Annotated in this window: 13 protein-coding genes and 1 pseudogene; 9 read left to right on the top strand and 5 right to left on the bottom strand. The window is 54.0% G+C overall.

Annotated elements, in window-relative coordinates; translation table 11 throughout:
• Positions 1-1,048 precede the first annotated feature (1,048 nt).
• From ACZ1HV_RS21215 to ACZ1HV_RS21190, 6 genes and pseudogenes are all read left to right on the top strand, one after another.
• Positions 1,049-1,594 (top strand): hypothetical protein, encoded by a 546-nt coding sequence (locus ACZ1HV_RS21215; RefSeq protein ID WP_472716223.1) that lies wholly within the window; start codon positions 1,049-1,051, stop codon positions 1,592-1,594.
• The gene (locus ACZ1HV_RS21210) at positions 1,591-1,854 is read left to right on the top strand and encodes a DUF4261 domain-containing protein (RefSeq protein WP_472716222.1); all 264 of its coding nucleotides are present in this window, start codon (positions 1,591-1,593) and stop codon (positions 1,852-1,854) included. Before ACZ1HV_RS21215 ends, ACZ1HV_RS21210 begins: the two co-directional genes overlap by 4 nt.
• Before the next feature lie 36 nt (positions 1,855-1,890).
• On the top strand, positions 1,891-2,487 hold the full coding sequence (locus tag ACZ1HV_RS21205; protein ID WP_298961207.1) for an imm11 family protein: 597 nt from the start codon (positions 1,891-1,893) through the stop codon (positions 2,485-2,487).
• A gap of 5 nt (positions 2,488-2,492) precedes the next feature.
• Positions 2,493-2,900, top strand: a pseudogene (locus ACZ1HV_RS21200) (AHH domain-containing protein); the annotation flags it as partial.
• Between the two features lie 849 nt (positions 2,901-3,749).
• Positions 3,750-11,759: a calcium-binding protein gene (locus ACZ1HV_RS21195; protein ID WP_472718480.1), complete on the top strand. Its 8,010-nt coding sequence runs from the start codon at positions 3,750-3,752 to the stop codon at positions 11,757-11,759.
• Between the two features lie 396 nt (positions 11,760-12,155).
• Positions 12,156-14,717: a GcvT family protein gene (locus ACZ1HV_RS21190; protein WP_472716221.1), complete on the top strand. Its 2,562-nt coding sequence runs from the start codon at positions 12,156-12,158 to the stop codon at positions 14,715-14,717.
• A 214-nt stretch (positions 14,718-14,931) separates the two neighbouring features.
• Here ACZ1HV_RS21190 and ACZ1HV_RS21185 read toward each other — a convergent pair whose 3' ends face one another.
• The 4 genes from ACZ1HV_RS21185 to iolD are packed head-to-tail and all read right to left on the bottom strand — an operon-like array spanning position 14,932 to position 19,600.
• Positions 14,932-15,894, bottom strand: a complete 963-nt coding sequence (locus ACZ1HV_RS21185; RefSeq protein ID WP_472716220.1) for a class II fructose-bisphosphate aldolase — start codon at positions 15,892-15,894, stop codon at positions 14,932-14,934.
• Complete coding sequence (locus tag ACZ1HV_RS21180; protein WP_472716219.1) at positions 15,891-16,733, bottom strand: 5-deoxy-glucuronate isomerase; 843 nt, start codon at positions 16,731-16,733, stop codon at positions 15,891-15,893. The genes ACZ1HV_RS21185 and ACZ1HV_RS21180 overlap by 4 nt, the downstream gene beginning before the upstream one ends.
• 10 nt (positions 16,734-16,743) lie before the next feature.
• Entirely contained in the window at positions 16,744-17,718 is a 975-nt protein-coding gene (gene iolC, locus ACZ1HV_RS21175; protein ID WP_298961189.1) for a 5-dehydro-2-deoxygluconokinase, read from the bottom strand.
• Between the two features lies 1 nt (position 17,719).
• Complete coding sequence (gene iolD / locus ACZ1HV_RS21170) at positions 17,720-19,600, bottom strand: 3D-(3,5/4)-trihydroxycyclohexane-1,2-dione acylhydrolase (decyclizing) (protein WP_472716218.1); 1,881 nt, start codon at positions 19,598-19,600, stop codon at positions 17,720-17,722.
• Positions 19,601-19,717: 117 nt separating this feature from the next.
• Between iolD and ACZ1HV_RS21165 the strand changes: the two genes are divergently transcribed.
• Genes ACZ1HV_RS21165 through ACZ1HV_RS21155 form a run of 3 tightly spaced genes read left to right on the top strand, consistent with a single transcriptional unit; the run spans position 19,718 to position 22,919 of the window.
• Positions 19,718-20,839: a Gfo/Idh/MocA family protein gene (locus ACZ1HV_RS21165; RefSeq protein ID WP_472716217.1), complete on the top strand. Its 1,122-nt coding sequence runs from the start codon at positions 19,718-19,720 to the stop codon at positions 20,837-20,839.
• Positions 20,840-20,880: 41 nt separating this feature from the next.
• Entirely contained in the window at positions 20,881-21,783 is a 903-nt protein-coding gene (locus ACZ1HV_RS21160) for a sugar phosphate isomerase/epimerase family protein (RefSeq protein WP_472716216.1), read from the top strand.
• A complete protein-coding gene (locus tag ACZ1HV_RS21155; protein WP_472716215.1) occupies positions 21,780-22,919 on the top strand; it encodes a Gfo/Idh/MocA family protein in 1,140 nt (379 codons plus the stop codon). The genes ACZ1HV_RS21160 and ACZ1HV_RS21155 overlap by 4 nt, the downstream gene beginning before the upstream one ends.
• Positions 22,920-22,989: 70 nt before the next feature.
• Here the strand turns inward: ACZ1HV_RS21155 and ACZ1HV_RS21150 are convergent, their stop codons facing one another.
• On the bottom strand, positions 22,990-23,985 hold the full coding sequence (locus ACZ1HV_RS21150; protein ID WP_298961176.1) for a LacI family DNA-binding transcriptional regulator: 996 nt from the start codon (positions 23,983-23,985) through the stop codon (positions 22,990-22,992).
• Positions 23,986-24,085 lie beyond the last annotated feature (100 nt).

Raw genomic sequence — 24,085 nt, 5'->3', positions numbered from 1 at the left:
AGATATTTCAAGCTTGAAATTTATAAGATTAAATTATTTTGATTCATTGCTCAAACACAGACATGGTCTTGACCACCGAATGTTTTGGACAAGGGCACATCCGAGGAAACGGAGCGCCATGGAAAACGGGGCCAGAACAAGCGAGGGCAGCGCCGGGCAAAGCTCTCAATCAAACCTAGAAGAAAGCAAATTTTTCAGAGAAATGAAAACCCTTGTAACCGCTACGTAAGATTGAAATCTGCAACCCTAAAAGTTCCCATATTTCCGCCAATTTTGAAATTTTGACAATTCAATATCAATTTTAAAGTGCGTAATTTTTAATATTTACAACCAACATAACACATGCCACCGTGCATTCAGAAATACAACTTATTGACGAAAACCTGAGAGTGGCGGGGGCTGTTTTGGTTGAGAATTCTTCTTCGCACATTGCTATTCGCTGAAGCCGCTTGACGAGCGTCCTTTGGCAAAATGTCTAAGAGACGCTCCGCCTTTGGAAAGCGCGGGAGGAGTTCATTGCGTATTGGACGGATCTTGCCTATGACCCCAGGGTGCCGGAATTTGAATTTGAAGAAGCACCAAGTAAAATGGTTCATTTTGGGCTTAGCTTGGGTCTGCCAACGTCGGCCGATCTACTCCCCTCTATAGCAAAGGAGGTCTCGAACAGCGAAGATTATCCTGACATCTTCGCCATGCCCGACCCTGATGCAGCAAGCAACATCCTTCGAAATACCATTAAATACTTAAAATATGGGAATAATAATAATTTCCATTAAAATTAATTGATAGATGGAGAGAGTAAGCATCCAGACAATATTATATATTTAATCGCGCCGCCTCCATAGCGCTCTAGTTGACTAGAAGCCAGCAATTCCGCATGGCCCAGTTTTCATGAAATCCATTGGCGTTAAGGTGATATCAAGTCAAAAAAATTGCCCACGCGCTAGCATGTGATTTGTCCAGCACATGACATGCTAAACAGGAGCTCGCAGAGCCAGAAGGTTAATTTTTTGCAAATAGGCAGAGACTAAAACGAGAGCATATTACAATGAGTAATCGTTTCATGACCATGCTAGCCCTAGAAAACGCGCAATTCGCGGATGGAAGGGAAGTGATTGCGGCGCTCAAGTCTTTCGCGCCAAATGTCGAGGCGGAAACGGTAGACTCAGAGCAAGCAGAAGCTGCTCAACCAACTCACTTGGTTCGTATGGGACAAACCGTTCTTGCGCTAATCCATGTTGACAAGCCGCTGCCCGTGGACACCGCCGAACGTCCGATTGCTTACAATCAGACTTGGCCAGGAGCCAAGGCAGCAGTTGAAAAACACAAAGCGCATGTAATCGTAGCGGTCTTTCAGTCAGAAGAAGGCTTTGCAGCTGCGCGCCAAAGCGCAATCAATCTGACACTTTTAACCGCAGCCGTTATCAAGAGCCATTCGGTACTCAGCATAATTTGGACGACCGGCAACACTATCTCTGAACCGATCATGGCTTTTAAAGCTCTGCAGCAGATCAGCGAACAAAAATACCCTCTAGATCTGTGGCTACAGATTTATCCTTATCGCCCCCCACCCTACCTGGGTCTCAAACAATGATCGGTTTTGTTACTGAAGGCCTGCAGCCTTTTATCGGCCGGGAAATTCAGTTTGAACCCGGGGCTCTCTCGCCCCAGGACACTGCCTCTCGAGTGCTGAACATCTCACACTACCTTTTGGCTCAGGGACCGGTGCTTCGGGACGGTGAGACGCTCGGAATAAGCGAAACCGAAAAAATCCGCATTCGGCATAGGCCGGAAGGCGCTCAACCGGGAGTGCCTATTTTGGAACTGAGCCTGGAGCAGGCGAAAACCATCTAGACAAATAGAAAGACAACACAAAGAAAGAAGTAAGTAATGGCATGGAGAGTATCCGTTGATATAAAAGAGTTTCCAAAAAAATTTGATTACAGGCCAGATCAATCTGGTCAAATGGGGGATATTGAGCAAACAGAACCTAAACTAACTCCAGACCAAGTGCCGTCGAGAGTAACAATTAGCGGAAAAGTTTCAGAATGCGCCCTGTTCGTTATGGCTTTTGGCGGTGGGCAATGGATCGTTTCGCAAAGATTTAGGGACCTTGTCGAAGCGTTGGAACCGAACGTTCATAACTGGCTACCCACGGACCTATTTTGGTCGAATGGGCAGCCACTACCAGAGCCTTACTACTTTCTGCAACCAGGTCAATCACTGGACACCGTTATTTTCGAAAGATCTTTTTTTACAAGCGGCGTCTCAACTACCGGAGAACACTATGTTGTTTTCCCCGTAACAAGTCATCTGATGACATTCGACAAAAGAAAGATAAACGGAAAGCACCTTTGGAAGGAGTATTACGCTGGATATCAAGATACTTTCTTTTCCGATGAATTAGTTAACGAATTGAAGAAAATAAGATTCAAAAAATGCTTCGAACTTCTTGAATGTCGAGAGGAGGTTGGAAATGACGGTTGACATAAATGATTTTGTATTCGCGAGTGAATTCAGAACGGACCCAAGCTTTCCAAAAAAATCCTAAAGAAACCAGTCCAGCAGACTGGAATGCGAATTTCGAAGGCCATCATCTTATTCCTACAAATGTTGCTAATAAATTCAAGTTTCTGAAAGCTCTGGCGCAAATTGATTTGGACCCCAATAATCCCACAGGAACTGGACTCTACAAACACAATAGCTTTAACGAAAATGGTATTTGGCTGCCAACCCACGAGGCGGATTCAATTGCAAGCGGTCTCGCGTTACATAAGGGAGGCCATACAAACACATACAACGGTCTTGTCGAAGATCTTCTTCGTGAAATTGAAAGAAAACATAATCTTGGCAATCTAAGCCAAAACACAGATTTTGATGACCCGGATATCCGGTCACGCCTTGAGGCTGCAGCAAAGGAACTGGATGCTGTCGAAAAGTATTTGCGCGACGGTTTGATGGCAAATCGCGTATCGGGAGCCAATGGCTCAGACCCCGATCGCATGGCGCCTAAGTTCATGATAAATAGTGCAGATCCTCACGCTCAAGCCATTGGAGGATTCGACGCCGGCTACCCGGCCAGCGTAGCGGAAGACTACAAGGACTTTCTAGATTTGCACTTCACCAACGGCGATCCCGTCGACGGCACGCCGAAGGGAAGTTACCAAAGCATTTCGACGGCCTCGGACCCAAGTATTACGAATGCCAATGGGGATGTGGTTAACCCTTTTGAGCGACGCGCACTTATTGACCCATCATTCGACACTGCCGGAATTGAGGTATTTTCTGCCCAATCGCAACTGATTAGAGGCTCGAATTCTCTCAACGACAGCGGCCCCCAAAACCCCTTTTCGGACAAGGTTGATTTACTTGGCGTTGCCATCCTCACAACCGCAGGAATTGTTTTGGTTTCATCCGATCCAGCCGCAGCGCAAGAGATAAATGATGATATTAGAGCATTTCTCGAAAGTGTTGACAGCGACACCTTACTGGATTTCGGCGCCTCTGCGATATTAGAAAAGGTTGTAGCAGGAACCATATTTGTCGCCGCAGGTAAACAAGCAGGCGCTTTTGCATACATCACATATGAAATTGGAATAAATATAAATGACGCGCGTGCCGTTTTGGAATATTTCGAAGCAAAATTCCCTCATTGGACTTGGGTTGACTATGTAAAACCTCTTTTCGATTATTTGTATGTTGCTACACAGTATTTTCCTGACTTCGAATTTGATTTCCCTGAATTTGTTATGCTTGAAGACGTGGGGCATTTCTCCGGCAAGGATGATCGCCAGGCAATTCTAGCCCTCGGAGATGATTCGATTGATGCTGGCGGCGGCAATGACTGGATCGCGCATACAGGAACCGGCGTGGTGCGTGGTGGGGAAGGCGACGACACCATTGTTGCTTTTACACAGTATGAAGGGATCGAGCAAAAGAACCTTACAATCGAAGGTGGTATCGGCGATGACTGGATTGTTGCAATTAACGTTGCGGAAGCTGACAACCCTCAAACTTTGGAGGATGAACGCAAAGAGTTGACGATCGACGCCGGTGACGGCAATGATTGGGTTTGGGGGTTCGGCGCCGCAGAAATTCACCTCGGCAAAGGTAACGACTGGCTCATTAGAGCGGGCACAGGCTCTGTCATATACGCAGGCCCAGGAGGTGAGGACGACAAAGATTTTATCAATTTGATGTGGTCCACCGGCACGCAAGTGGTGGGCGCTGATGGCTATGACTTGGTTCTGGCGTTTGGCCATTTGAGCACAGCCGGTACTTTTACCAAGCACGTCGATTCAGAAAGTCCTTTTTTATATGGTCTCGGAGGCATTCTTAAATTCGCAGTCGACGCAAGTGGCGCCCTAGCTATCGGAGACCTCTTTTCGAGACGCGAGGACGAAGAGTCGTTCCTCACATTGGCAAACTTCAATAACGATCCCTTAGGTCCAGCCTCCGAAGCAACAGCAGGCATTCGAACGGCAGAGATCCAAACTGAAATGTGGCGCCTTGCCGATGGGCGCGAGAACGGTATTGGCAAGGTCAATGGTGAAAGCATGTGGTCTTTCATCGTGCAAAGCATCAAATACGTTTTAGATTCAGCAAATGCTGGCGGCGTCGATCCGCTTGTGTTCGACCTCGACGGCGACGGACTGGAACTGACCTCCATGGTGACGGGCGTCAGCCCCATGTTCGACATGGATGGCGACGGGTTTGCCGAGCATAGCGGCTGGGTGGCGCCGGATGACGGGCTGCTGACGCTTGATCTCAATGCCAATGGCACCATCGACGATATCAACGAGCTGTTCGGCGGCGTCGGACAGTCCGGCTTTGCCGCGCTGGCCGCCTATGACCTCAATGGCGACGGCAAGATCGACGCGCAGGATGCGGTTTATTCGGATCTCCGCATCTGGCGGGATCTGGACCGGGATGCTGAAACCGATGCCGGTGAACTCTTCACACTTTCCGAACTCGATATTGCCTCTATCGATCTTACGGCGACCGATGACGGCAGCCAGAACGCGCTGAATGTGGTGGCCCGTACCGGCAGCTTTACGCGCGGCGACGGCAGCACCGGCACGGTGGGCGACATCGAGTTCCGAATCAACAATTACGACACGGTTTATACGGGCGATACGACCATTGCGCCCGATATCGCGGCCAACATGCCGGCCCTTAAAGGCCATGGCGTTCTGACCGATCTCCAGGTGGCCCTCACGCTGGAGGGCCCGAACGGGCCATTGGCGCAGACGATCAACACCGTTCTGCCCACGCTGAATGTGATCGACCGGGACGTGCTGTCCGAGCGCGCCTTCGACATTCTCGATGCCTGGGCCAAGGCACCGCCTGCCGCCACTGGCTTCGGCAGCAATCCGGATGTGCCGGTGCTGATCAGCCGCGCGGGCGGCGAACTGGAAGTCCTGGACTTCGCTGTTCAGGTGACCGAGCAAATCACTTTGCAAGATGGGTCGGAAGAGACTGTCACCTATTGGAAACTGGCAGGCAGCACCTCCATCACCGACGCCGATGGCAATGTGATCGAGTACCCAAGCTATGATCAGGTTCTGGCCGACCCGGTGAATGGGGCGGATGTTGCCTGGGAAGTCGTCACCGCAGCCGAGCTTGATTTCATCGAGCGCTATTTCGGCGAGAACATACCCGTTGACGATCCGGGAGCCTTGACCGGAACTGCAATTGCCGGCCTTGGCGCCCTTTTGGGCCGGACAGAGCTGCTGGTGGAGCAACTTGCGCTTCGCCTGGCGATGCAAGGCGGTTTGAAGCCTTATTTTGACGGAGTTGAATATTCGGTCGAAACCGACCGTTTCTCGCCGACGACCGAATTTGAACTTATCCCGTTCTTCAAGAAGATCTTCGAGGCGGCACCGCAGGATGCAACTGGCGCGGCAAACTGGCTGGACGCCTGGAAACCGCTGATCGACACGCTTCTGTCAGACTATGACCGGCCGGGTGGCAACCGGATTACGGAGCCGTTCATCTTCACCAATGTGGTGGCTGCCTACGAGACCGTAGGATTGCCGGTCAGCCTGGCAGTGGCCGCCGAGAGCCTCGGGGTCTCGCAGGATATCGTTGATTATGGTTCCGGCGCCCGCACCGGCACGGACGAGAACGAAATCTTTTATATGTCCACCGGCGACGACGTGGTGGAGAGCAAAACCGGAAGCGACGTTTTTGTCTTTGGTCAGAATTTCGGCAATGACGTCATCAACGACCTTGAGCAAAGCTCAGACAATTTCGACACCATCCGCTTTGCACACCTGACCCCCGATCAGATTACCGCTGCCCGGGACGGCAAAGACCTCATCCTGACTGTCACGGATACCGGAGACAGCGTGCGTGTCGTGGGCCAGTTCCATGACATGCAGTATTCACTCTTCGGTGGCGTTGTCGGGCCGTTTCAGGGTATTGAAGAAATCGTTTTCGCCAATGGCGAAGTCTGGGGCATGGGCGAAATTGCCACCGCCATCTCAAACCCGCTTGCCAGCGATGACACTCTGATCGGAACCGATCATGCCGATCTGATGGATGGCGGTGCCGGCAACGACTTTTTGCAGGGTGGCGACAACACGGATATCTATCTGTTCAACGCCGGATATGGCCACGATACAATCCATGACGCACAGGTTGATGTGCTCTCACGCGGAGAGGACATTGTTATCTTCGGTGCCGATCTGTCATACGCAGATCTCTCCTTTTACCGTGACGGCGACAGCAACACCCTTGTCATCAACACGACCAGTGGCGACAGCCTGACGATCAACGGTCAGTTCTTCGGTGTCACCGCGCTTGGCGGAGAATTCTGGTTCGACCGGATTGAGTATTTCCAATTCGAGAACGGCAATGGCGAAAGCCAGGGCTTCGACAACGAACATATCATGGCCAAACTGATCGCCGACGCAAAGACCGACGGCGACGACACGATCTATGGCTTCACCCGCGATGATGTTCTCGACGGCGGGGCTGGCAATGACTACCTCTCCGGCGGCAACAAGAACGACACTTATGTCTTTGGCTTCGGGTACGGCTCAGACGTATTCGACGAGGGAACCAGCCTCGACCTGAACTTTGAAACCATCGACAAAGTGAAATTCGGAGAAGGCGTCACCGAGAGCGATGTGACGCTGGAACGTGAAGGCGATAGTGCCGATCTGACCGTGAAACTGTCAGACGGCAGCCAGTTCAAAATCCTGCGCCAATTCCTTGGCGACAATATCGCGGGAAATCACTATTTCGCCATCGAGACTTTCGAGTTTGAAGATGGAACAGTCTGGGATCAGGAGTACATCTACAATCACTTCCTTCAATCGACCAACGGCGATGACACCATCAATGGTTTCTGGCGGAATGATGTCTTGGATGGCGGAGCCGGCAACGACTATTTGAATGGCGGTGATGGAGACGATACCTACCACTTCGGCTTTGGTTATGGACAAGACGTCATCTACGACAAGTTTCTCTCAGTCTTCAGCAACGAAAATGACAAGCTGCTCTTCGGTGCGGGTGTTACTGCGAATGACGTCACCTGGTCGCGAAATGGGGCTTCCAATGACCTGATCGCAACTCTGTCTGACGGCAGCCAACTGACGATCCAAAGCCAGTTCCTCTATAACAATTTTGGTCACCGCTATTTCGATATCGAGCATTTCGAATTTGCAGACGGATCAACGATTTCAATCGGTGAAATTCAACAGCAGCTGATCGCGGGCACAGACGGAGACGACACACTTTACGGGTTTGCGTCCGAGGACGTATTTGACGGCGGATTGGGCAACGACACCTACTATGGCGGCGAATACAGCGACACCTACCACTTCGGCATAGGCTACGGCCACGACCGGATCTTCGATGAACAGGTTTCGATCTTTATAGACAACACGGACAAGATTGTTTTTGGCGCGGGTATCTCGACATCGGACGTCTCAATTTCCTGGACCGACGATCTCTACCTTGATCTTACACTGTCGCTAAATGCGAACGACAGCATCACGGTTGTTGGCTACAGAGGCTTGGCACCGTTCGATTTCAATGTCGTTGAAGAGTTCCATTTCCAAGATGGCACGGTCTGGGAGACAGACGATCTCATCGCCCACTATCTGCAAGGTGTATCGACCAACGGTGATGATCTCATTTCAGGCTTTACTCTCGATGACACCATTGATGCCGGCGCTGGAGACGACACTGTCTACGGCCGTTATGGCTCTGATACGATCAGAGGAGGCTTAGGTGACGACAACCTCAACGGTGGCAAGCATTCCGATACTTATATCTACGAGTTGGGAGATGGCGCTGATATTATCGCTGAAACCACAAACAACGGTGCTTCCGACAAGCTTCTTCTTGGTGCCGGAATTCTGACATCTGAGGTGACTGTTTCGCGTAGCCCTCAAGATCTAAATGAGGTCATTCTCACATTTGTAGATGGAGGCTCGGTAACGCTGAAACACCAATCCGTTGATTGGTTCGACAGCGGTGTTGAGCTGATAGAATTTGCAGACGGTACAATCTGGACCAGCGAAGATCTTGCTCGGATCCTGGCGGAGAACGCCTGGACAGATGGCGATGATACGATCGACGGCTACACCAACTCAAACGACTATCTCTTCGCAGGAGCTGGAAACGACACTGTCTTTGGCTATTCCGGAGAGGACATTATTACAGGTGGTCTTGGCGATGATACGCTCGACGGCGGTAAAGACTCCGACATCTACCGTTACGATCTTGGCGATGGCGCGGACACCATCATAGAGACCTATAACAACGGTACTGCCGATCGGCTGGTCCTTGGTGAAGGCATCCTTACAGGAGAAGTTACTCTCGTTCGCGGAACGAGTGATTTGAACGAAGTCACACTGTCGTTCACCGACGGCGGCTCGGTCCTGTTGAAACACCAGCTGGGTGAATTCTTCAATAGCGGTGTCGAAGAGGTTCAATTCGCCGATGGCACGATCTGGACCCGTGCCGACTTGCGCTCCATGATCTTGGCACAAGAGATCACAAATGGCGACGATGACATCAACGGCTTCGGTGTCGTCGACACTATCGATGCCGGTGCTGGCGATGACACTGTCAATGCTGGCGACGCGGATGATATCCTCACTGGTGGATTAGGCGACGACGTTCTTGATGGCGGAGACGGTTCGGACACGTTTGTCTACAATCTTGGAGATGGCAACGATACCATCCATGAGCTTTTCAACAATGGTGCCACCGACAAGCTGGTTCTCGGAGATGGAATTGTTCCTGGCGAGGTCACGCTGACGCGCGGTGTAAGTGAGCTGAATGACGTCACACTAGGTTTCGTCGATGGTGGATCAGTCCTTCTGACGGACCAGCTCGACGACTATTTCGACACTGGCGTTGAGCAAATCGAATTTGCCGATGGCACGATCTGGACCCGTGGTGACCTGCGTTTGCTGCTTCTGTCGCAAGCAGGAACATCTGGCGACGACATCATTCACGGCTTTAATGTCGATGATGAGATTGACGCTGGTGTCGGGAATGACAGCGTAAAGGGTGCATCTGGTGACGACATTATCACCGGCGGTCTTGGCGATGACGCGCTCGAGGGCGGCAAAGGTAGTGACGTTTACCACTACAATCTGGGCGACGGCTCGGACACGATCAGTGAAGACTATTATCAAGGTGCGGCTGACAGGCTGGTCTTTGGTGCTGGGATTACGCCGCAATCCGTCAAGATCGTACGACCCGGTGTGGGCGCTCAAGATGCTTTGCTACTGCTGTCTGACGGATCGATAATCACCCTGACAGAACAATTCCTTGCCTCCTCCGAAAAAGGCATCGAGGCGATCGAATTCCAGGATGGGACCGTTTGGACGCAAACGGACATCGAGACGATCGCAATCATTAATGCAAAACCTCAGGCAGAAGCCGATAATTTCAATCTTTTATTCGACGGTTCGCCGATTGAACTAGCGTCCGCCGATATACTGGCAAACGATGTCGATGACGGAACGTTGACCATTGTCGCTGCCACAATTGACGGCAACGGAACTGTTGACTTGTTGCCTTCAGGTAATTTGAGCCTTCTCCCGGATGAAGGCTTCGAAGGCGATATTATTATCACCTATGTGGTCAGCGACGGCGACTTCACATCAGTCAATGTCATCACAGTTTCCGTTTCTCCCGATGACGATCCAGCAACAGACGACACCATCACCGGAACCAACGAGGATGACATCCTGTTGGGGGGTAGAGGCAATGACACGCTGAATGGTGGTAGCGGCAACGATATTCTGGTTGGCGGCTTGGACAACGACACACTGCACGGCAGCTATGACAGCGATACCTATGTCTTCACCAGAGGCGACGGAACCGATACAATCGAAGACAATGGCTATCTCTCTACCGACAAGTTGGTTCTACACGGATATGCGCAGAGCGAAGTGATCGTTTCCCGAGCGAGCACCTCCAGTTCAGCGATACTGACCTTTGTCGGAACCACCGATCAAGTTACAATTGTTGATACACTTGAGGGGAGTAACTACGATCAGATTGAGCAAATTGTCTTTGATGACGGTGCGATTTGGTCGATGGGCGATCTGCGAACCAAGATCCTCAGCAGTCTTCAGACCGATGGCAATGACACTATCCAAGGCTTTAGTAGCATTGGAGATGCCATTGAGGGCGGTCTTGGCAATGACACGCTCCATGGACGAGGTGGTTCAGACACTTATGTGTTCTCCCGAGGTGATGGAGTCGATGTAATTGAAGACAACGGATTCGGAGACACGGATCGACTCGTACTTCACGGCTACTCTCCGGACGAAGTCATAATTTCGCGAGATGGATTATCAGACACTGCGATCCTGACTTTTGTCGGAACATCCGACCAAATCACTTTGGTCGAGTCGCTTGATATCAGCGTCTACGATCAGATCGAGCAGATTGTTTTTGACAACGGTACTATCTGGACAATGAGCGATCTCCGATCCGCTGTCCTGACCTCTGTTCAGTCCGATGGCGATGATTTCATTCACGGCTTTGGCCGTGTTGATGAAACGTTGGTGGGTGGTCTGGGAAATGACACGATTGAAGCGGATGGCGGTGATGATACACTAATAGGCGGCCTCGGAAACGACACATTACACGGTGAAGGCGGCTCGGACACTTATGTCTTTGCACGCGGTGACGGCGTCGATACTATCGAAGACAACGGTTTTGGCTCTACGGACAAGATTGTAATCAACGGCTACCTGCCGAACGAAGTGAGTGTTTCGCGCGTCGGGTCATCGAACACAGCAATATTTACCTTTGCTGGAACAACAGACCAGATCACAATCATCAACACTCTTGATAGTGACCTTTGGGACGGGATTGAGCAGATTGTCTTCGACAATGGAACGATCTGGACCATGGCCGAAGCCAGGGTGCAAGCAATGTTCGGTACCTCCTCTGATGAAGTCATCATCGGATTCTCTGGAGATGATGTCATCGTCGGCGCTGCGGGGAATGACATTCTGACTGGTGGCGGCGGAAACGATACATTCCGCTTTATTGCTGGAGATACCGGCAATGACACTGTCACGGACTTCACAGCAGGAGCTGGATCTGGCGATATGATTGAGTTCGAAACTGCTATCTTTACGTCTTACTCAGAGGTGCTTGCAGCCGCGACAGATGACGGTTCCGACACGACCATCTCGATTGACGGCAGCACGAGTATAGTCCTAGAAGGTGTCCTTACCAGCGCGCTGCATCAGGATGATTTTCAGTTTGTGTAACCTATCTACCAGAGTAGATCGGCGTTCTCACAATGCCGGTTAATTGCCTGCCAGGCTAAGGAACGAATGACGAACGTCATCGCTCCTTAGCCTGCACTTCGCGAGTGCTTCTTGAAAGAACTCGATGCACAGTCAAACATGCGACTAAGTTGTTCGCCCTGGATCTGTGCCCAACCACCCGAAACCGACCCAGATGACGCAATTGAGCTATTTTGCTCCGGGATCTGTCGCGAGCCGAGGTGCGATAAATCGGAAAACTGTTTTGAGAATAAAGGCTGGTTGACCGGAATCGGTTCGCCCGGCCTTGATATGGCTTGAAAGCGCCAGGCGGAAGCGGGCAATCGGTTTGCCGCATCCGATGGCGGCAAGACGGCGGGAAGCAAAGAGGAATGAGACATGTCAGCTTTTCCTGACAAGGCACAAATCGTCATCGTCGGTCTGGGCGGCATTGTCGGCGCGTCGGTGGCGCATCACCTCATCGAGCGTGGCTGGACGGATGTTGTCGGCATCGACAAGTCCGGCATTCCGACTGACATCGGCTCGACGGCCCACGCATCTGATTTCTGCTACACCACAAGCCACGATTATCTGTCGGTCTGGACCACGCAGTACTCCATCGATTTCTTTGAAAAGATGGGCCACTACGCCCGGGTCGGCGGTCTTGAGGTGGCGCGTACTGGTGATGACACCTGGATGGAGGAGATCAAGCGCAAGGTCACTTCCGGCAAGGCCTTCGGCACCAATGTTAGCCTTGTCACCCCGGCCGAAATCAAGGAAAAATTCCCGCTGATCGAAGAGGACATGGTTCAAGGCGGCATGTGGGACCCGGATGCCGGTCTGGTCATTCCGCGCTCGCAGACCGTCGCGGGCAAGTTGGTCGACAAGGGCGAAAAGTCCGGCAAACTAAAGGTCTTCGCCAACACGCCCGCACAATCGCTCATTGTCGAGAATGGCCGAATTTCCGGCGTCAAAACCCATCGCGGCACGATCCATGCCGATCACGTGATTGTCTGCGCCGGTCTTTGGGGCCGGCAGATCGCCGAGATGGTCGGCGAGGACTTGCCGGTCATGCCCGTCGACCACCCGCTGACTTTCTTCGGCCCCTATAATGAGTTTGAAGGCACCGGCAAGGATATCGGATACCCTCTTTTGCGTGACCAGGGCAACTCAGCCTACATGCGCGACACGGGCGACCCGAAAACAGCCGAAGGCGGGCAGATAGAATGGGGCTATTACGAGACCGACACGCCGCGCCTCTGCCATCCGCGTGATCTGCTTGAAAAGGATCAGGCGCGTCTGTCACCCTCACAGCGCGACTTGGAAATGGAACAGGTCATCGAGCCACTGGAACGCGCAATGGAACTGACGCCGATCCTGGGTGAGATCGGCTATAATGAAAGCCATTCCTTCAACGGTCTGCTACAGGTCTCGGCCGCCGGTGGCCCGTCCTGCGGCGAAAGCCAGAAAGTACGCGGGCTCTGGTACTGTGTTGCCATCTGGGTGAAGGACGGCCCGGGCTACGGCAAGCTGATCGCGGACTGGATCACCGACGGACGCACTGAAATCGATCACGCTTCCATCGATTATTCCCGCTTTTACGCGCATCAAATGACCGAGGAATTCATCGAAGGGCGCTGCTACGAAGCAGCCCAGAAGATCTATTTCCCTGCGATCCATCCGCGCGAGCCATATGCTTCCGGCCGCGGCGTCAAGCGCTCCCCTTTCCATGAGCGCGAAGTCGAACTTGGTGGTCACTTCATGGAACTTGGCGGCTGGGAACGCGCGCATGGGTATGCCGCCAACGACCACCTGCTGGAGAAATACGGCAACCGCGTTCCTATGCGCGAAAATGAATGGGACAACCGTCACTTCTGGCGTGTTTCCAATGCCGAGCAGCTGGCCCTCAGCGAAGATTGCGGGATCATCAACCTGTCGCATTTTTATATGTTCGACGTTGAAGGTCCTGATCATGTTGCCCTGATGGAATGGCTTTGCGCTGCCAAGATCGGCGGCGACACCATGATCGGCAAAGGCATCTATACGCATTTCCTCGATGACGAAGGCAATGTGCGGGCGGATCTGACGGTCTTCCGCATGGAAGACCGTTGCCGCATCGTGGATGGTGCTGATGCCGGACCGCGTGACCTGCGCTATGTTCAACGTGTTGCCGAAGACAAGGGCTTCAAGGTCACCGTGACGGATGTCAGCGAAGCCTATACCACCATCGGCATTTGGGGTCCGAACGCCCGGGAAAACCTGAAGAAGGTCGTTTCCGATCCGGCAACGCTCGATCCGGAGAACTTCCCCTTCGCAGCCATCCGCAAGCTTGAAATCGCCGGCAAGGAAGTGTCAGCACTCAGGCTGTCCTATGTGGGCGAACAGGGCTGGGAACTTCATATGAAATATGAAGACGGTCTTGCTGTCTGGGACGCGCTCAGAGCAATCGGCGTCATGGCCGTTGGCGTTGAAACCTATGCCAATTCGCGCCGCATGGAAAAGAGCCTGCGGCTGCAGAACGCCGATCTCCTGACCCAGTATAATCTCTATGAGGCGGACCTTGCCCGGCCGAAAGTGAAGGAAGCCGACTTCCGCGGAAAGGCCAAACATCTGGAGTACCGGGCGCGCGAAAAACAACCTGCCATGCTGTGCACCCTGGTCATGACCGACAACACAGACGGACAAGGCGTCAAGCGCTATCCGGTTGGCCCCATGCCGGTTCAGGATCCTGATACGGGCAAGACGCTGGTCGATAGTTTTGGGAGAATTTCCTACACAACATCAGTTGCTTATGGACCGACCATCGGAAAGAACATCGCGCTCGCCTACCTGCCTCAAGACTATTGCCAGGTCGGCCGCAAGCTGAACGTCGAATACTTCTCGGAAACCTACCCGGTTGAAGTGGCGGGCGTCGGATACCAGCCGCTGTATGACCCGGAAAACCTGAAACCACGGTCATAGTGCCGTATTCCGCGAGGTCTGAAAAAGACCTCGCGGCAAGCAAAGGTTATTGAAACGCGATTTAATAAACCCTAAATTGAAAGTGTGATTGTAGTCTTTCAGGAGGGTACCCATGCCATTCTTTTCTCCCCGCGGTCCGGTTTCGCACGCAGCAGCAGAAGCCTTTGCAAAGGGTGTCAAAAGAGGAATGGCGCCTGAATCGCGCATCCCGTCTTCAGAAAGGAAAGCTGAGGCCCAGACCAGGCGTGCGGAAGAGCCGCCGACAAGCGCCACCCGTGTCACTCCAAGCCGGAAAAAGACAGGCTTTTTGTCTCGCTTGAAGGCTTTCTTTCTGCGCTAGAACAGTCTCAGGACGGGCCAACCGTCCTGAGAACTTTTTGGTTGTCTCGCTCATCGCCGGCATGACCGACCGCAGTATTTCATTGCGGTCGAACACGTTCGGCTTGTCCGCCAATGTCTGACGCAGTGAGCGGCCGAACGTTTGCCGCAATTCCGTTCCGAAGTTGAATTTGCAGACACGCGTCTCGCGCGCAAGGCGAATGCGATCGTCCTGTGGAATGCCGCTGCCACCGTGCAAAACCAGCGGTTTTGTCGTCACATGCTCAACAGCTGCGAGCGCCTCAAAATCAATGCCGTCTGTCGCTTCGGTTTGCAGGTGCACATTGCCAACCGACACAGCGATTGCATCTGCTCCGCTTTCCTTGTCGAACCGCGCAACCTCAGCCGGATCGGTAAAGGCGGAGGAGGCCCCTTCGGCATAGCCGACATACCCGACTTCCCCTTCAACGGAGACATGGGCCTTGTGCGCGATTTCAGCCAGACCCGCGGTCATATCGATGTTTTCGGATATCGGACGCTTGGATCCATCGAACATCAGCGACGTGAACCCGTGATCGATCCCCTGCAGACACTCTTCAACGCTGTAGCCATGGTCCAGATGACAGACCACCGGAACACTCGCCTGATCCGCCAGATGACGCAGCATTTTGCCGATCACGGGCACTGGTGTATGCGCCCGGCATCCGGGTCCGGCCTGCAGGATCACAGGCAGGCCTGTTTCCTCGGCGGCTTCCACAAAGGCAACGGCATCTTCCCAGCCGAGCACGACCAATCCGGCAAGCGCATATCCGTCGCGGGCAGCATCTGCCAGAACGTCAGTCAGTGGAACTGCGGTCATTTGAACTTGGCAATCATGTCCTTGATGCCCGGGATCGTCTCGATCTGCCAGGCATGATCGGGCTGGAAATACTGAACCAGCGAGCGCTGCGACAGACCGCCCAGGATCGTGAAATAATACATTTCATAGCCTGGTGCGACGACGCAAGGGTGGTAGCCTTTGTCGAGCACGATCGTTGATCCGTCGACGATGTGATAGGCATCCCCAACCTTGCCGTCCTCCCGCTGAACCAGCTGCATGCCGAAGCCGTTGTTCGGGCGGAAGCGGAAATTATAGGTCTCGTCATGACGCGATTCTTCCGGAAGACGGTCCGTATCGTGTTTGTGCGGCGGAAAGCCGGACCAGCCCCCCTGGCCGACCGTGAACAGTTCGGACACCAGAAGGCGGCCTACCCTGTCGTGATACTTGGTTCCCAGAATGTGTTTGATCTTACGGTGCGTTTTGGTGTCGTCGGAGCCGTATTGCACCAGGTCGATATCCGGCGTCCGGACATCGAATGGTTCCAGGACCTTGTCGTATTTGGCCCCTGCAACGAACACTTCAGCGGCTTCGCTGACACAGACCATCTGCGCCTTGGCACCGGTCGGGACATAGACGCCTTCCGGTTCTCCGTCCCAGACATCCGCGCCACGATTGCCGAGCTTGTCGAAAGTCACACCTTCAACAGTTACATCCACGCTGCCCGTCGCCGGAACAATGGCGGTCTCGTAACCGGGCACCGAGTATTCAAATGCCTGCCCACGTTTCAGCTTGACGATGTTGAAGTAGTTGAGCGGAACACGCGTATCGTCGGTATCGATGATGGCCTTGTTCGCATTTTCGAACGTCGGGATATGCATAACGATCTCCTCAGCTCTGTGGAGCGGTGTTTTGCTCAAGAAACGACTCAAGCTCTTCGGGCGTCGGCATGGCGGGTGCACAGCCAAAGCGTGACACAACCATTGCTGCAGCGGCTGAGCCGCGCAGCACCGCCTCTCTCAGCGTCGCCCCTTTGACAAGGGAAGCAATCAGAAGAGCCATGAAGGCATCACCAGCCCCCATCGGCTTGATGGCTTCAACCGGAAAAATACCGGTCTGAAAACTCTCTTCCGGTGCGAAGACGATCGAGCCCATTTCGCCCATTTTGTAAATGGCGGTCTTGCCGGCCTCGGTCAGGCCGCCCGCCAAACGGCGACCTGCCTCTGTGTCTCCTCCGGCCACAACGGCAAATTCTTCATCGTTGCCGACAACAAGGTCCGTCAATTCAATGGCGGCACCATAAGTCTCTGCAGCTTCCACGCTTCCAGGCCAGCTATAAGGCCGATAGTCAAGATCGATGACGACCATCATCCCGGCGGCACGTGCCTCTTCCATCGCCACGAAGCAGGCTTTGCGCGAAGGGTCGGCCGCAAGCGCTGTACCGGTCACGATCAGCGCATCGAACTTGCTGAATTCAATCTCCCTGACGTGGGCTTCATCAAGCAGAAGATCCGCTGCATTGTTCCTGTAAAGCGTGTTCTGGGTATTTTCGATGCGCGTTTCCGTTACGGCCAGCGAGGTTCTGCATTCACCTGCAAGCTCAACGACATGCGTCGTATCAACACCGTAGCTGCACAATTCCCTGCGGACAAAGCGGCCAACTGAATCCTTTGACACGCAGGTCAAAAGACTGGTCGCCACACCTTGCCTTGCCAGACCGGCGGCAATGTTGCCGGAAGACCCGCCAAGAGCGGTCGCGAATCCGGTCGCAGTCTCTGCTTCTGCGCCTGGAGGGTCGGCATAAAGATCCATACCGGCCCGGCCAAGGACCAACATTCTGGACGCGGGCGAAAGGGACTTCGGCATCTCAGATGCCTTTTCTTTGCGCGCTGCGACCGGCTTCCCAATCAACATGCGCCTTGCGCACGCGTTCGCTTTCCGAGACTTCCGGAGTGCCAACTTCCCACCATGCGTGACCTTCCTGTGTCCATCCGTCAAAGGCGTCCACCTGAAGAGAAATCACATAGGTCTTTTCCGATTGCTTGGCGCGACCGAAGGCCTCTTTCAGCTCGGCAATGGAAGAAACGGTTTCCGCATTCGCACCCATTGCCCGCGCATGCGCCTCAAAGTCGACAGCAAAGGGCTCAACCGCCAGCCTGCAATCGCTGATCAGATTGTTGAAGGACTCGTTGCCGGTGTTGTTCTGCAACTTGTTGATCACGGCAAAGCCGCCATTGTCGCAGACGATGACAATGAGCTTGGCTCCCGACAATACGGAAGAATAGATGTCGGAGTTCATGAGCATATAAGAACCGTCGCCGGTAAAGACGATCGTGTCGCGATCGGCATGGCGCTCCTGGTGACCAAGACGAGCACCCCAGCCACCGGCAATTTCATATCCCATGCAAGAGAAGCCGAATTCAACATCCACGCTGCCCATGGAACGTGTACGCCAGTTGGCTGTCACCTCGGCGGGCAAACCGCCTGCCGCAGCAACAACCCTGTCATCATCCGCACAAACCTCATTCACCGCGCCGATCACCTGAGCGTAGGACATCGGCCGGTTGCTGCCGTCTTGCGCAGTTGGCGAGGTATTGTCGTCGACATAAGCGTTCCAGGCGGCCCGCTCCTTGGCAGCCTTCTGCCTCCAGTCAGCAGGTGTCTCATAGGTCCCGAGCGCGTCTGCAAGAAGCGGCAGCGTCAATTTGGCGTCTCCGACTACCGGCAGAGCCATATGCTTGCCTGCATCAACGCGCCCAACATTCAAGGACACGATTTTCGCATCACCCGCAAATGCCGTCCACGACCCGGTTGTGAAATCCTGCAGGCGGGTGCCGACTGCAAGCACGACATCTGCTTGACCCGCAAGAGCATTGGCCGAATTGGAGCCGGTCACACCGATCGGCCCGCAGTTCAGTTCATCTGAGTGAACAAGATTGGCCCGACCCGCGATCGTCTCAACGACCGGAATCTTGTGCTGGCGCGCAAAGTCGAGCAGCTCCTGCGTTGCAAGCGAGTACTGGACACCGCCACCCGCAATGATCAGCGGGCGTTCGGCGGATTTCAGACACGCGGCTGCAGCCGCAAGTTCGCGCTGATCGGCGGTCTGGCGACGCAGATAGTGGGTTTTCGGCTCAAAGAATGCTTCCGGATAGTCATACGCCCAACCCTGAACATCCTGCGGAAGTCCCAGGAACGCCGGCCCGCAGTCTGCCGGGTCAATCAGCGTGTTGATCGCAGCCGGCAACGATTGCAACAGCTGTGCCGGGTGTGTCAGCCGATCCCAATATCTTGTAACACTCTTGAACGCATCGTTGACCGACAGGCTTGGATTGCTTGGATGTTCAACTTGTTGCAGAACCGGGTCCGGCAATCGGGTGACGAATGCATCCCCGGACAGCATGAGCAGCGGCAGTCTGTTGGTGTGCGCAATACCTGCGGAAGTCAGCATGTTGGTCGTGCCCGGTCCGGCCGACGTTGTTGCAAACATGAACCGCTGGCGCAGTTGCTGCTTGGCATAGGCAACCGCAGCCATTGCCATGGATTGCTCGTTCTGACCGCGCCAGAGCGGCAGTTCTTCGCGGTGCTCGTAAAGCGCCTCGCCAAGACAGGTGACGTTGCCGTGGCCGAAAATGCCAAAACCGCCGGCGCAAAGCCTGACTGTCTTGCCGTCGACTTCGACGAATTGCGCGGCAAGATGGCGGATGAGTGCCTGAGCCATGGTCAGGCGAAGGGTTTTCTGGGCCATGCGCCTCAATTCCTCCCGGACAGCTTTTTCTATTGGCTCTTGGAGCCCTTGACGGCGAAAGCTAATCGGTGTTTACGTATTTTGCAAGCGGTTGCAAAAAAGATCGGATAAAACGGGATGGAAACGCGCAAACTTGGTGTCGGCATCGTCGGCGGCGGGTATATGGGAAAGGCGCATTCAGTGGCGATGCACGCCGTTGGTGCCGTGTTTGACACAGCCTTGCGCCCTGCCCTTGAAATGATCTGCACCACAACGCCTGAGGGCGCTGCGCGGAAGGCGAGCGAACTCGGGTTTTCAAACTCGACGTCCGACTGGCGGGAGCTTGTCAACAATCCTGCCGTCGAAGCCATCGTGATCGCTTCGCCGCAGGAAACGCATCTGGAAATTTCCAAGGCCGCATTTGACCTTGGCAAGCCGGTCTTTTGTGAAAAACCACTGGGGCGCAATCTGGCTGACAGCCGCGCCATGACAGCTGCGGCAAAAGCGTCAAACTGCATCAACATGGTTGGCTTCAACTATATCAGGACACCTGCCTCTCAGCTCGCACGTGAGATAATAAGCTCAGGGGAAATTGGCGACGTTACCTATATTCGCGGCGAGCACACCGAAGACTTTTTTGCCGACCCGGAAAGCCCTGCAACCTGGCGCACACAAGGCCGATCAAACGGCACCATGGGGGACCTGGCACCCCACATCATCAATGCTTCGCAGGCTCTTGGCGGTCCGATGGAACGCGTTCTGGCAGAGATCGAAACTGTGGTGAAGGAACGGCCGGGAAAATCGGGTATGCAGAAGGTCACCAATGACGATCACGCCCAGATTATGTGCCGGTTCATGTCCGGTGCACTTGGCGCGTTTTATGTCAGCCGCACGGCGTTTGGCCGGAAAATGGGTTATGCCTATGACATATTCGGCACCAAGGGCTCCATCCGCTTCGATCAGGAAGACCAGAACGCACTCTGGCTTTATGAAGGTGACCAGAACCCGTCGCGGGAAGGCTTCAAGAAGGTTCTGACCGGCCCGCACCACCCGGACTACGTCAACTTTTGCCTCGGCGCCGGACACGGAACAGGCTACCAGGATCAGATCATTATCGAAGCCCGGGATTTCCTGAAGGCTATTGAAACGGGAACAAACATCTGGCCTACTTTCCAGGACGGCCTTTATGTGAACCAAGTTGTTGAAGCTTCCTGGCAATCAAGCGAATCCAGAAGCTGGATCAATATCGACCAAGTTTAGGCCCAGGGCACCCTGCCCGGCCTCTATTCCGGAAACATCACATGACTATCAAGATTGGAAACGCCCCCTGCTCATGGGGTGTCGAATTCGCAGATGACCCGCGCAACCCGGACTGGAAAACGGTTCTAGACGAGTGCCGCGATGCGGGCTATCGCGGCATCGAGCTTGGTCCTGTCGGCTTCATGCCCGAAGATCCGGCAGAGCTCGGAGATGCGCTTGCCAAACGAGGCTTGGAGCTGATCGGCGGCGTCGTGTTTCGTCCCTTTCATGACCCGGCGCAATGGCACGATGTCAAGGATGGCTCCATCCGGACCTGCGCGGCCCTGAAGGCGCACGGTGCGAAGCATCTCGTCATGATCGATTCCATTTCGCCACGCCGGGCACCAACCGCCGGTCGCCCGGCCGAAGCGGAAAAGATGTCTTCCGAGGAATGGGCAGTCTATCGCGGCAGGATCCAGGAGATCGCCAAGTTGGCGAGCGAGGAATACGGCCTGACGCCGTCCATTCATCCTCATGCCGGTGGCTTCATGGATTTTGAGAACGAGGTCGAGCAGCTTCTGGAAGAAGTCGACGAAAAGCATATGAAGATCTGCCTTGATACGGGTCACAGCGTCTATGCCGGTTTCGATCCCGTCGCGTTCATGAAGCGGCATATGGACCGCATTTCCTACATGCATTTCAAGGATATCGACCCTGTTGTCATGAAGAATGTCATTGCAAATCAAACGGACTTCTATGAAGCCTGTGGCGACGGTATCTTCTGTAATCTCGGCAAGGGCAGCGTTGATTTTGCTGCCGTCAGACAATTGCTGCTGGATGCAGGCTTCACCGGCTGGTGCACGGTTGAGCAGGATTGTGATCCGGCCAAGGCACAATCACCGCTCGACGACGCTCGCGAAAACCGCGCATTTCTCAAATCCATCGGCTTCGAGGTAACGGCATGACAAAGCTCAATTGGGGAATGATCGGTGGCGGTGCAGGGTCTCAGATCGGTCCCACTCACCGCATAAGCGCTGGCCTGGACGGCCATTTTCTCCTGTGCGCTGGAGCCTTTGACATTGATCCGGACCGAGGTAAGGCCTTCGCAGATTCGCTCGGCGTTTCAGCTGCTCGTGCCTATGGCGACTGGCGTGAAATGCTCGTAGCCGAAAGCAGACGCGATGACCGACTGGACCTCGTCACCATCGCGACTCCCAACGCCACGCACTACGAGATCTCTCGTGCTTTTCTCGAAGCGGGTTTCAACGTCTTGTGCGAAAAACCACTGACAATGACAGCGGATGAAGCACGCGAAATCGTTGAAATTGCCAAGAAATCCGGCAAGGTCTGCGCGGTGAATTATGGCTATAGCGGCTACCCGCTGGTTCGTCAGATGCGTGCCATGATCGCCAATGGCGACCTTGGAAAAGTCAGGCTTATCAAGGCAGAGTTTGCGCACGGCTTTCACGCAGATGCCGAAGAAGCGGACAATCCGAGAGTGCGCTGGCGCTACGACCCGGCTCAGGCGGGAAAATCTGCGGTGTTCGCGGATGCCGGCATTCATGCCTTCCATATGGCCTGTTTCGTGTCAGGCCAGACGCCGACGGAATTGTCGGCGGATTTCGCCTCTCTGGTTGGTGATCGCCAGTTGGAAGATGACGCAATGATCAACTTCCGCTTCGACGGCGGCGCGGTCTGCAGGCTCTGGACAAGTGCGGTCGCAGTTGGCCGGATGCACGGACTGACGCTCCAGGTATTCGGTGAGAAGGGCGGACTTTCCTGGCAGCAGCAGCATCCCGAGCAACTGCATTGGACGCCTCTGAACGGAAGAACCCAGATCCTTGAACGCGGTGACGCGGAATTATCTGAACAGGCAGTTCGCGCTTCGCGCATCCCGATTGGTCATGCCGAAGGCATGCCGGTTGCTTTTGCAAATATCTATATGGATCTGGCGGATGTCCTGAATGCCCAAAAGACCGGAGGAGAGCCCGATCCCCTAGCACTTGACTTCCCTCAGGCCGAAGACGGGTACTGGTCGATGCGGGCAATCGAAGCTGCTGCTTCATCTGCCAAGGCAAATGGTGCCTGGACCAGGCTTTAAAAAACTCGGGCGGACGTTCGGCAAAAGATCGTCCGCCCGGCTTCTAAAATGCCTTCGTGGCGATCTTGCATCAAACAGGCTTCAGAGAACCACGCTCGACAATTGTGCATGGAAACAGGCGAATTTCCGCACTGCGCGTCGGGTTTTCCACCATGCCGACAACAAGTTCCACCGAACTCAGGATGATGTCCCGAATGGGTTGGCGAATGGTCGTGAGTGAATAGGCATCCCATCCTGCCATCGCAATGTCATTAAAGCCCATGAAACCGATTTCTTCAGGGATCGAAAGCCCGGCGGCTCGTGCTGCATCCATCGCGCCCATGCAGATCAAATCGTCACCACAAAAAACGGCTTCAATCCCGCCTTCTTGCAAGACCTGCTGCATGGCATCCCGTCCGGCCTGATAGGTGTAGTTTTCCGCAAAGCAGGTGGCTGCCACCTCAAGACCTTTGTCGTTTGCGGCCTTCAAGAACCCTGCCGCGCGATCCTGTGTTGATGTTGCCGCTTCCGGCCCGCCCAGCAACGCGACCTTCCGGTAACCGCGCTCCGCGAACAGGGCGGCAGCCATGGTCCCGCAATAAACATTGTCGATCCCGACAACATGTACATTGGCATTCGCTTCATATTTGCCGAACGTGTGAATCACCGGAATACCGGCAGCTTGAAAGGACGTCGCAAAGCTTGTGGGAAGCGTCGATGTCGCAACGATGACGCCATCAACGCTGTACTGCCTCAGCAGCTCGACGAATTTTTTCGGCGAAGTTTCTGCAGACAGGTTCACGAGCAACGGGCGGAAACCGCGCTTCTGCAATTCGCTGGTGAACAGGTCGAAGACGTCGAGAAAGGCAGGGTTCTGAAAATTGTTCGCGACCAGACCGATCAGCTTGGTTCGATTTGTGGCCAGGCTGCGTGCGATCAGGGAAGGCTTATAGCCTAGGGTCTTGGCTGCCTTCTCGACTTTTTCTCGCGTCCTGGCGGAAACGCTTGCACCATCGGTGAAAGTCCGGGAGACCGCCGAACGCGACACGCCCGCCAGTTCCGCAACTTCCTTTAATGTAACCGCCAAATTTCAGCCCCAGCCCAGTTGGTCCTTATTCTTCGGGAAACCTACACGAATACCAGACAGCGTCAATTTTTTTGCAACCGGTTGCAATTTCTCTGGTGCT

This window comes from Roseibium sp. JB4-4 (assembly GCF_055693425.1).
The sequence above is the reverse complement of the archived record's forward strand: the minus strand, read 5'-3'. Positions and strand labels throughout refer to the sequence as shown.

Coding starts and splice junctions, on each gene's coding strand:
- ACZ1HV_RS21185 (WP_472716220.1), bottom strand. CDS start 15,894: ATGACCGCAGTTCCACTGACTGACGTTCTGGCAGATGCTGCCCGCGAC.
- iolC (WP_298961189.1), bottom strand. CDS start 17,718: ATGCCGAAGTCCCTTTCGCCCGCGTCCAGAATGTTGGTCCTTGGCCGG.
- ACZ1HV_RS21155 (WP_472716215.1), top strand. CDS start 21,780: ATGACAAAGCTCAATTGGGGAATGATCGGTGGCGGTGCAGGGTCTCAG.
- ACZ1HV_RS21190 (WP_472716221.1), top strand. CDS start 12,156: ATGTCAGCTTTTCCTGACAAGGCACAAATCGTCATCGTCGGTCTGGGC.
- iolD (WP_472716218.1), bottom strand. CDS start 19,600: ATGGCCCAGAAAACCCTTCGCCTGACCATGGCTCAGGCACTCATCCGC.
- ACZ1HV_RS21165 (WP_472716217.1), top strand. CDS start 19,718: ATGGAAACGCGCAAACTTGGTGTCGGCATCGTCGGCGGCGGGTATATG.
- ACZ1HV_RS21210 (WP_472716222.1), top strand. CDS start 1,591: ATGATCGGTTTTGTTACTGAAGGCCTGCAGCCTTTTATCGGCCGGGAA.
- ACZ1HV_RS21180 (WP_472716219.1), bottom strand. CDS start 16,733: ATGCATATCCCGACGTTCGAAAATGCGAACAAGGCCATCATCGATACC.
- ACZ1HV_RS21160 (WP_472716216.1), top strand. CDS start 20,881: ATGACTATCAAGATTGGAAACGCCCCCTGCTCATGGGGTGTCGAATTC.
- ACZ1HV_RS21195 (WP_472718480.1), top strand. CDS start 3,750: ATGCTTGAAGACGTGGGGCATTTCTCCGGCAAGGATGATCGCCAGGCA.
- ACZ1HV_RS21215 (WP_472716223.1), top strand. CDS start 1,049: ATGAGTAATCGTTTCATGACCATGCTAGCCCTAGAAAACGCGCAATTC.
- ACZ1HV_RS21205 (WP_298961207.1), top strand. CDS start 1,891: ATGGCATGGAGAGTATCCGTTGATATAAAAGAGTTTCCAAAAAAATTT.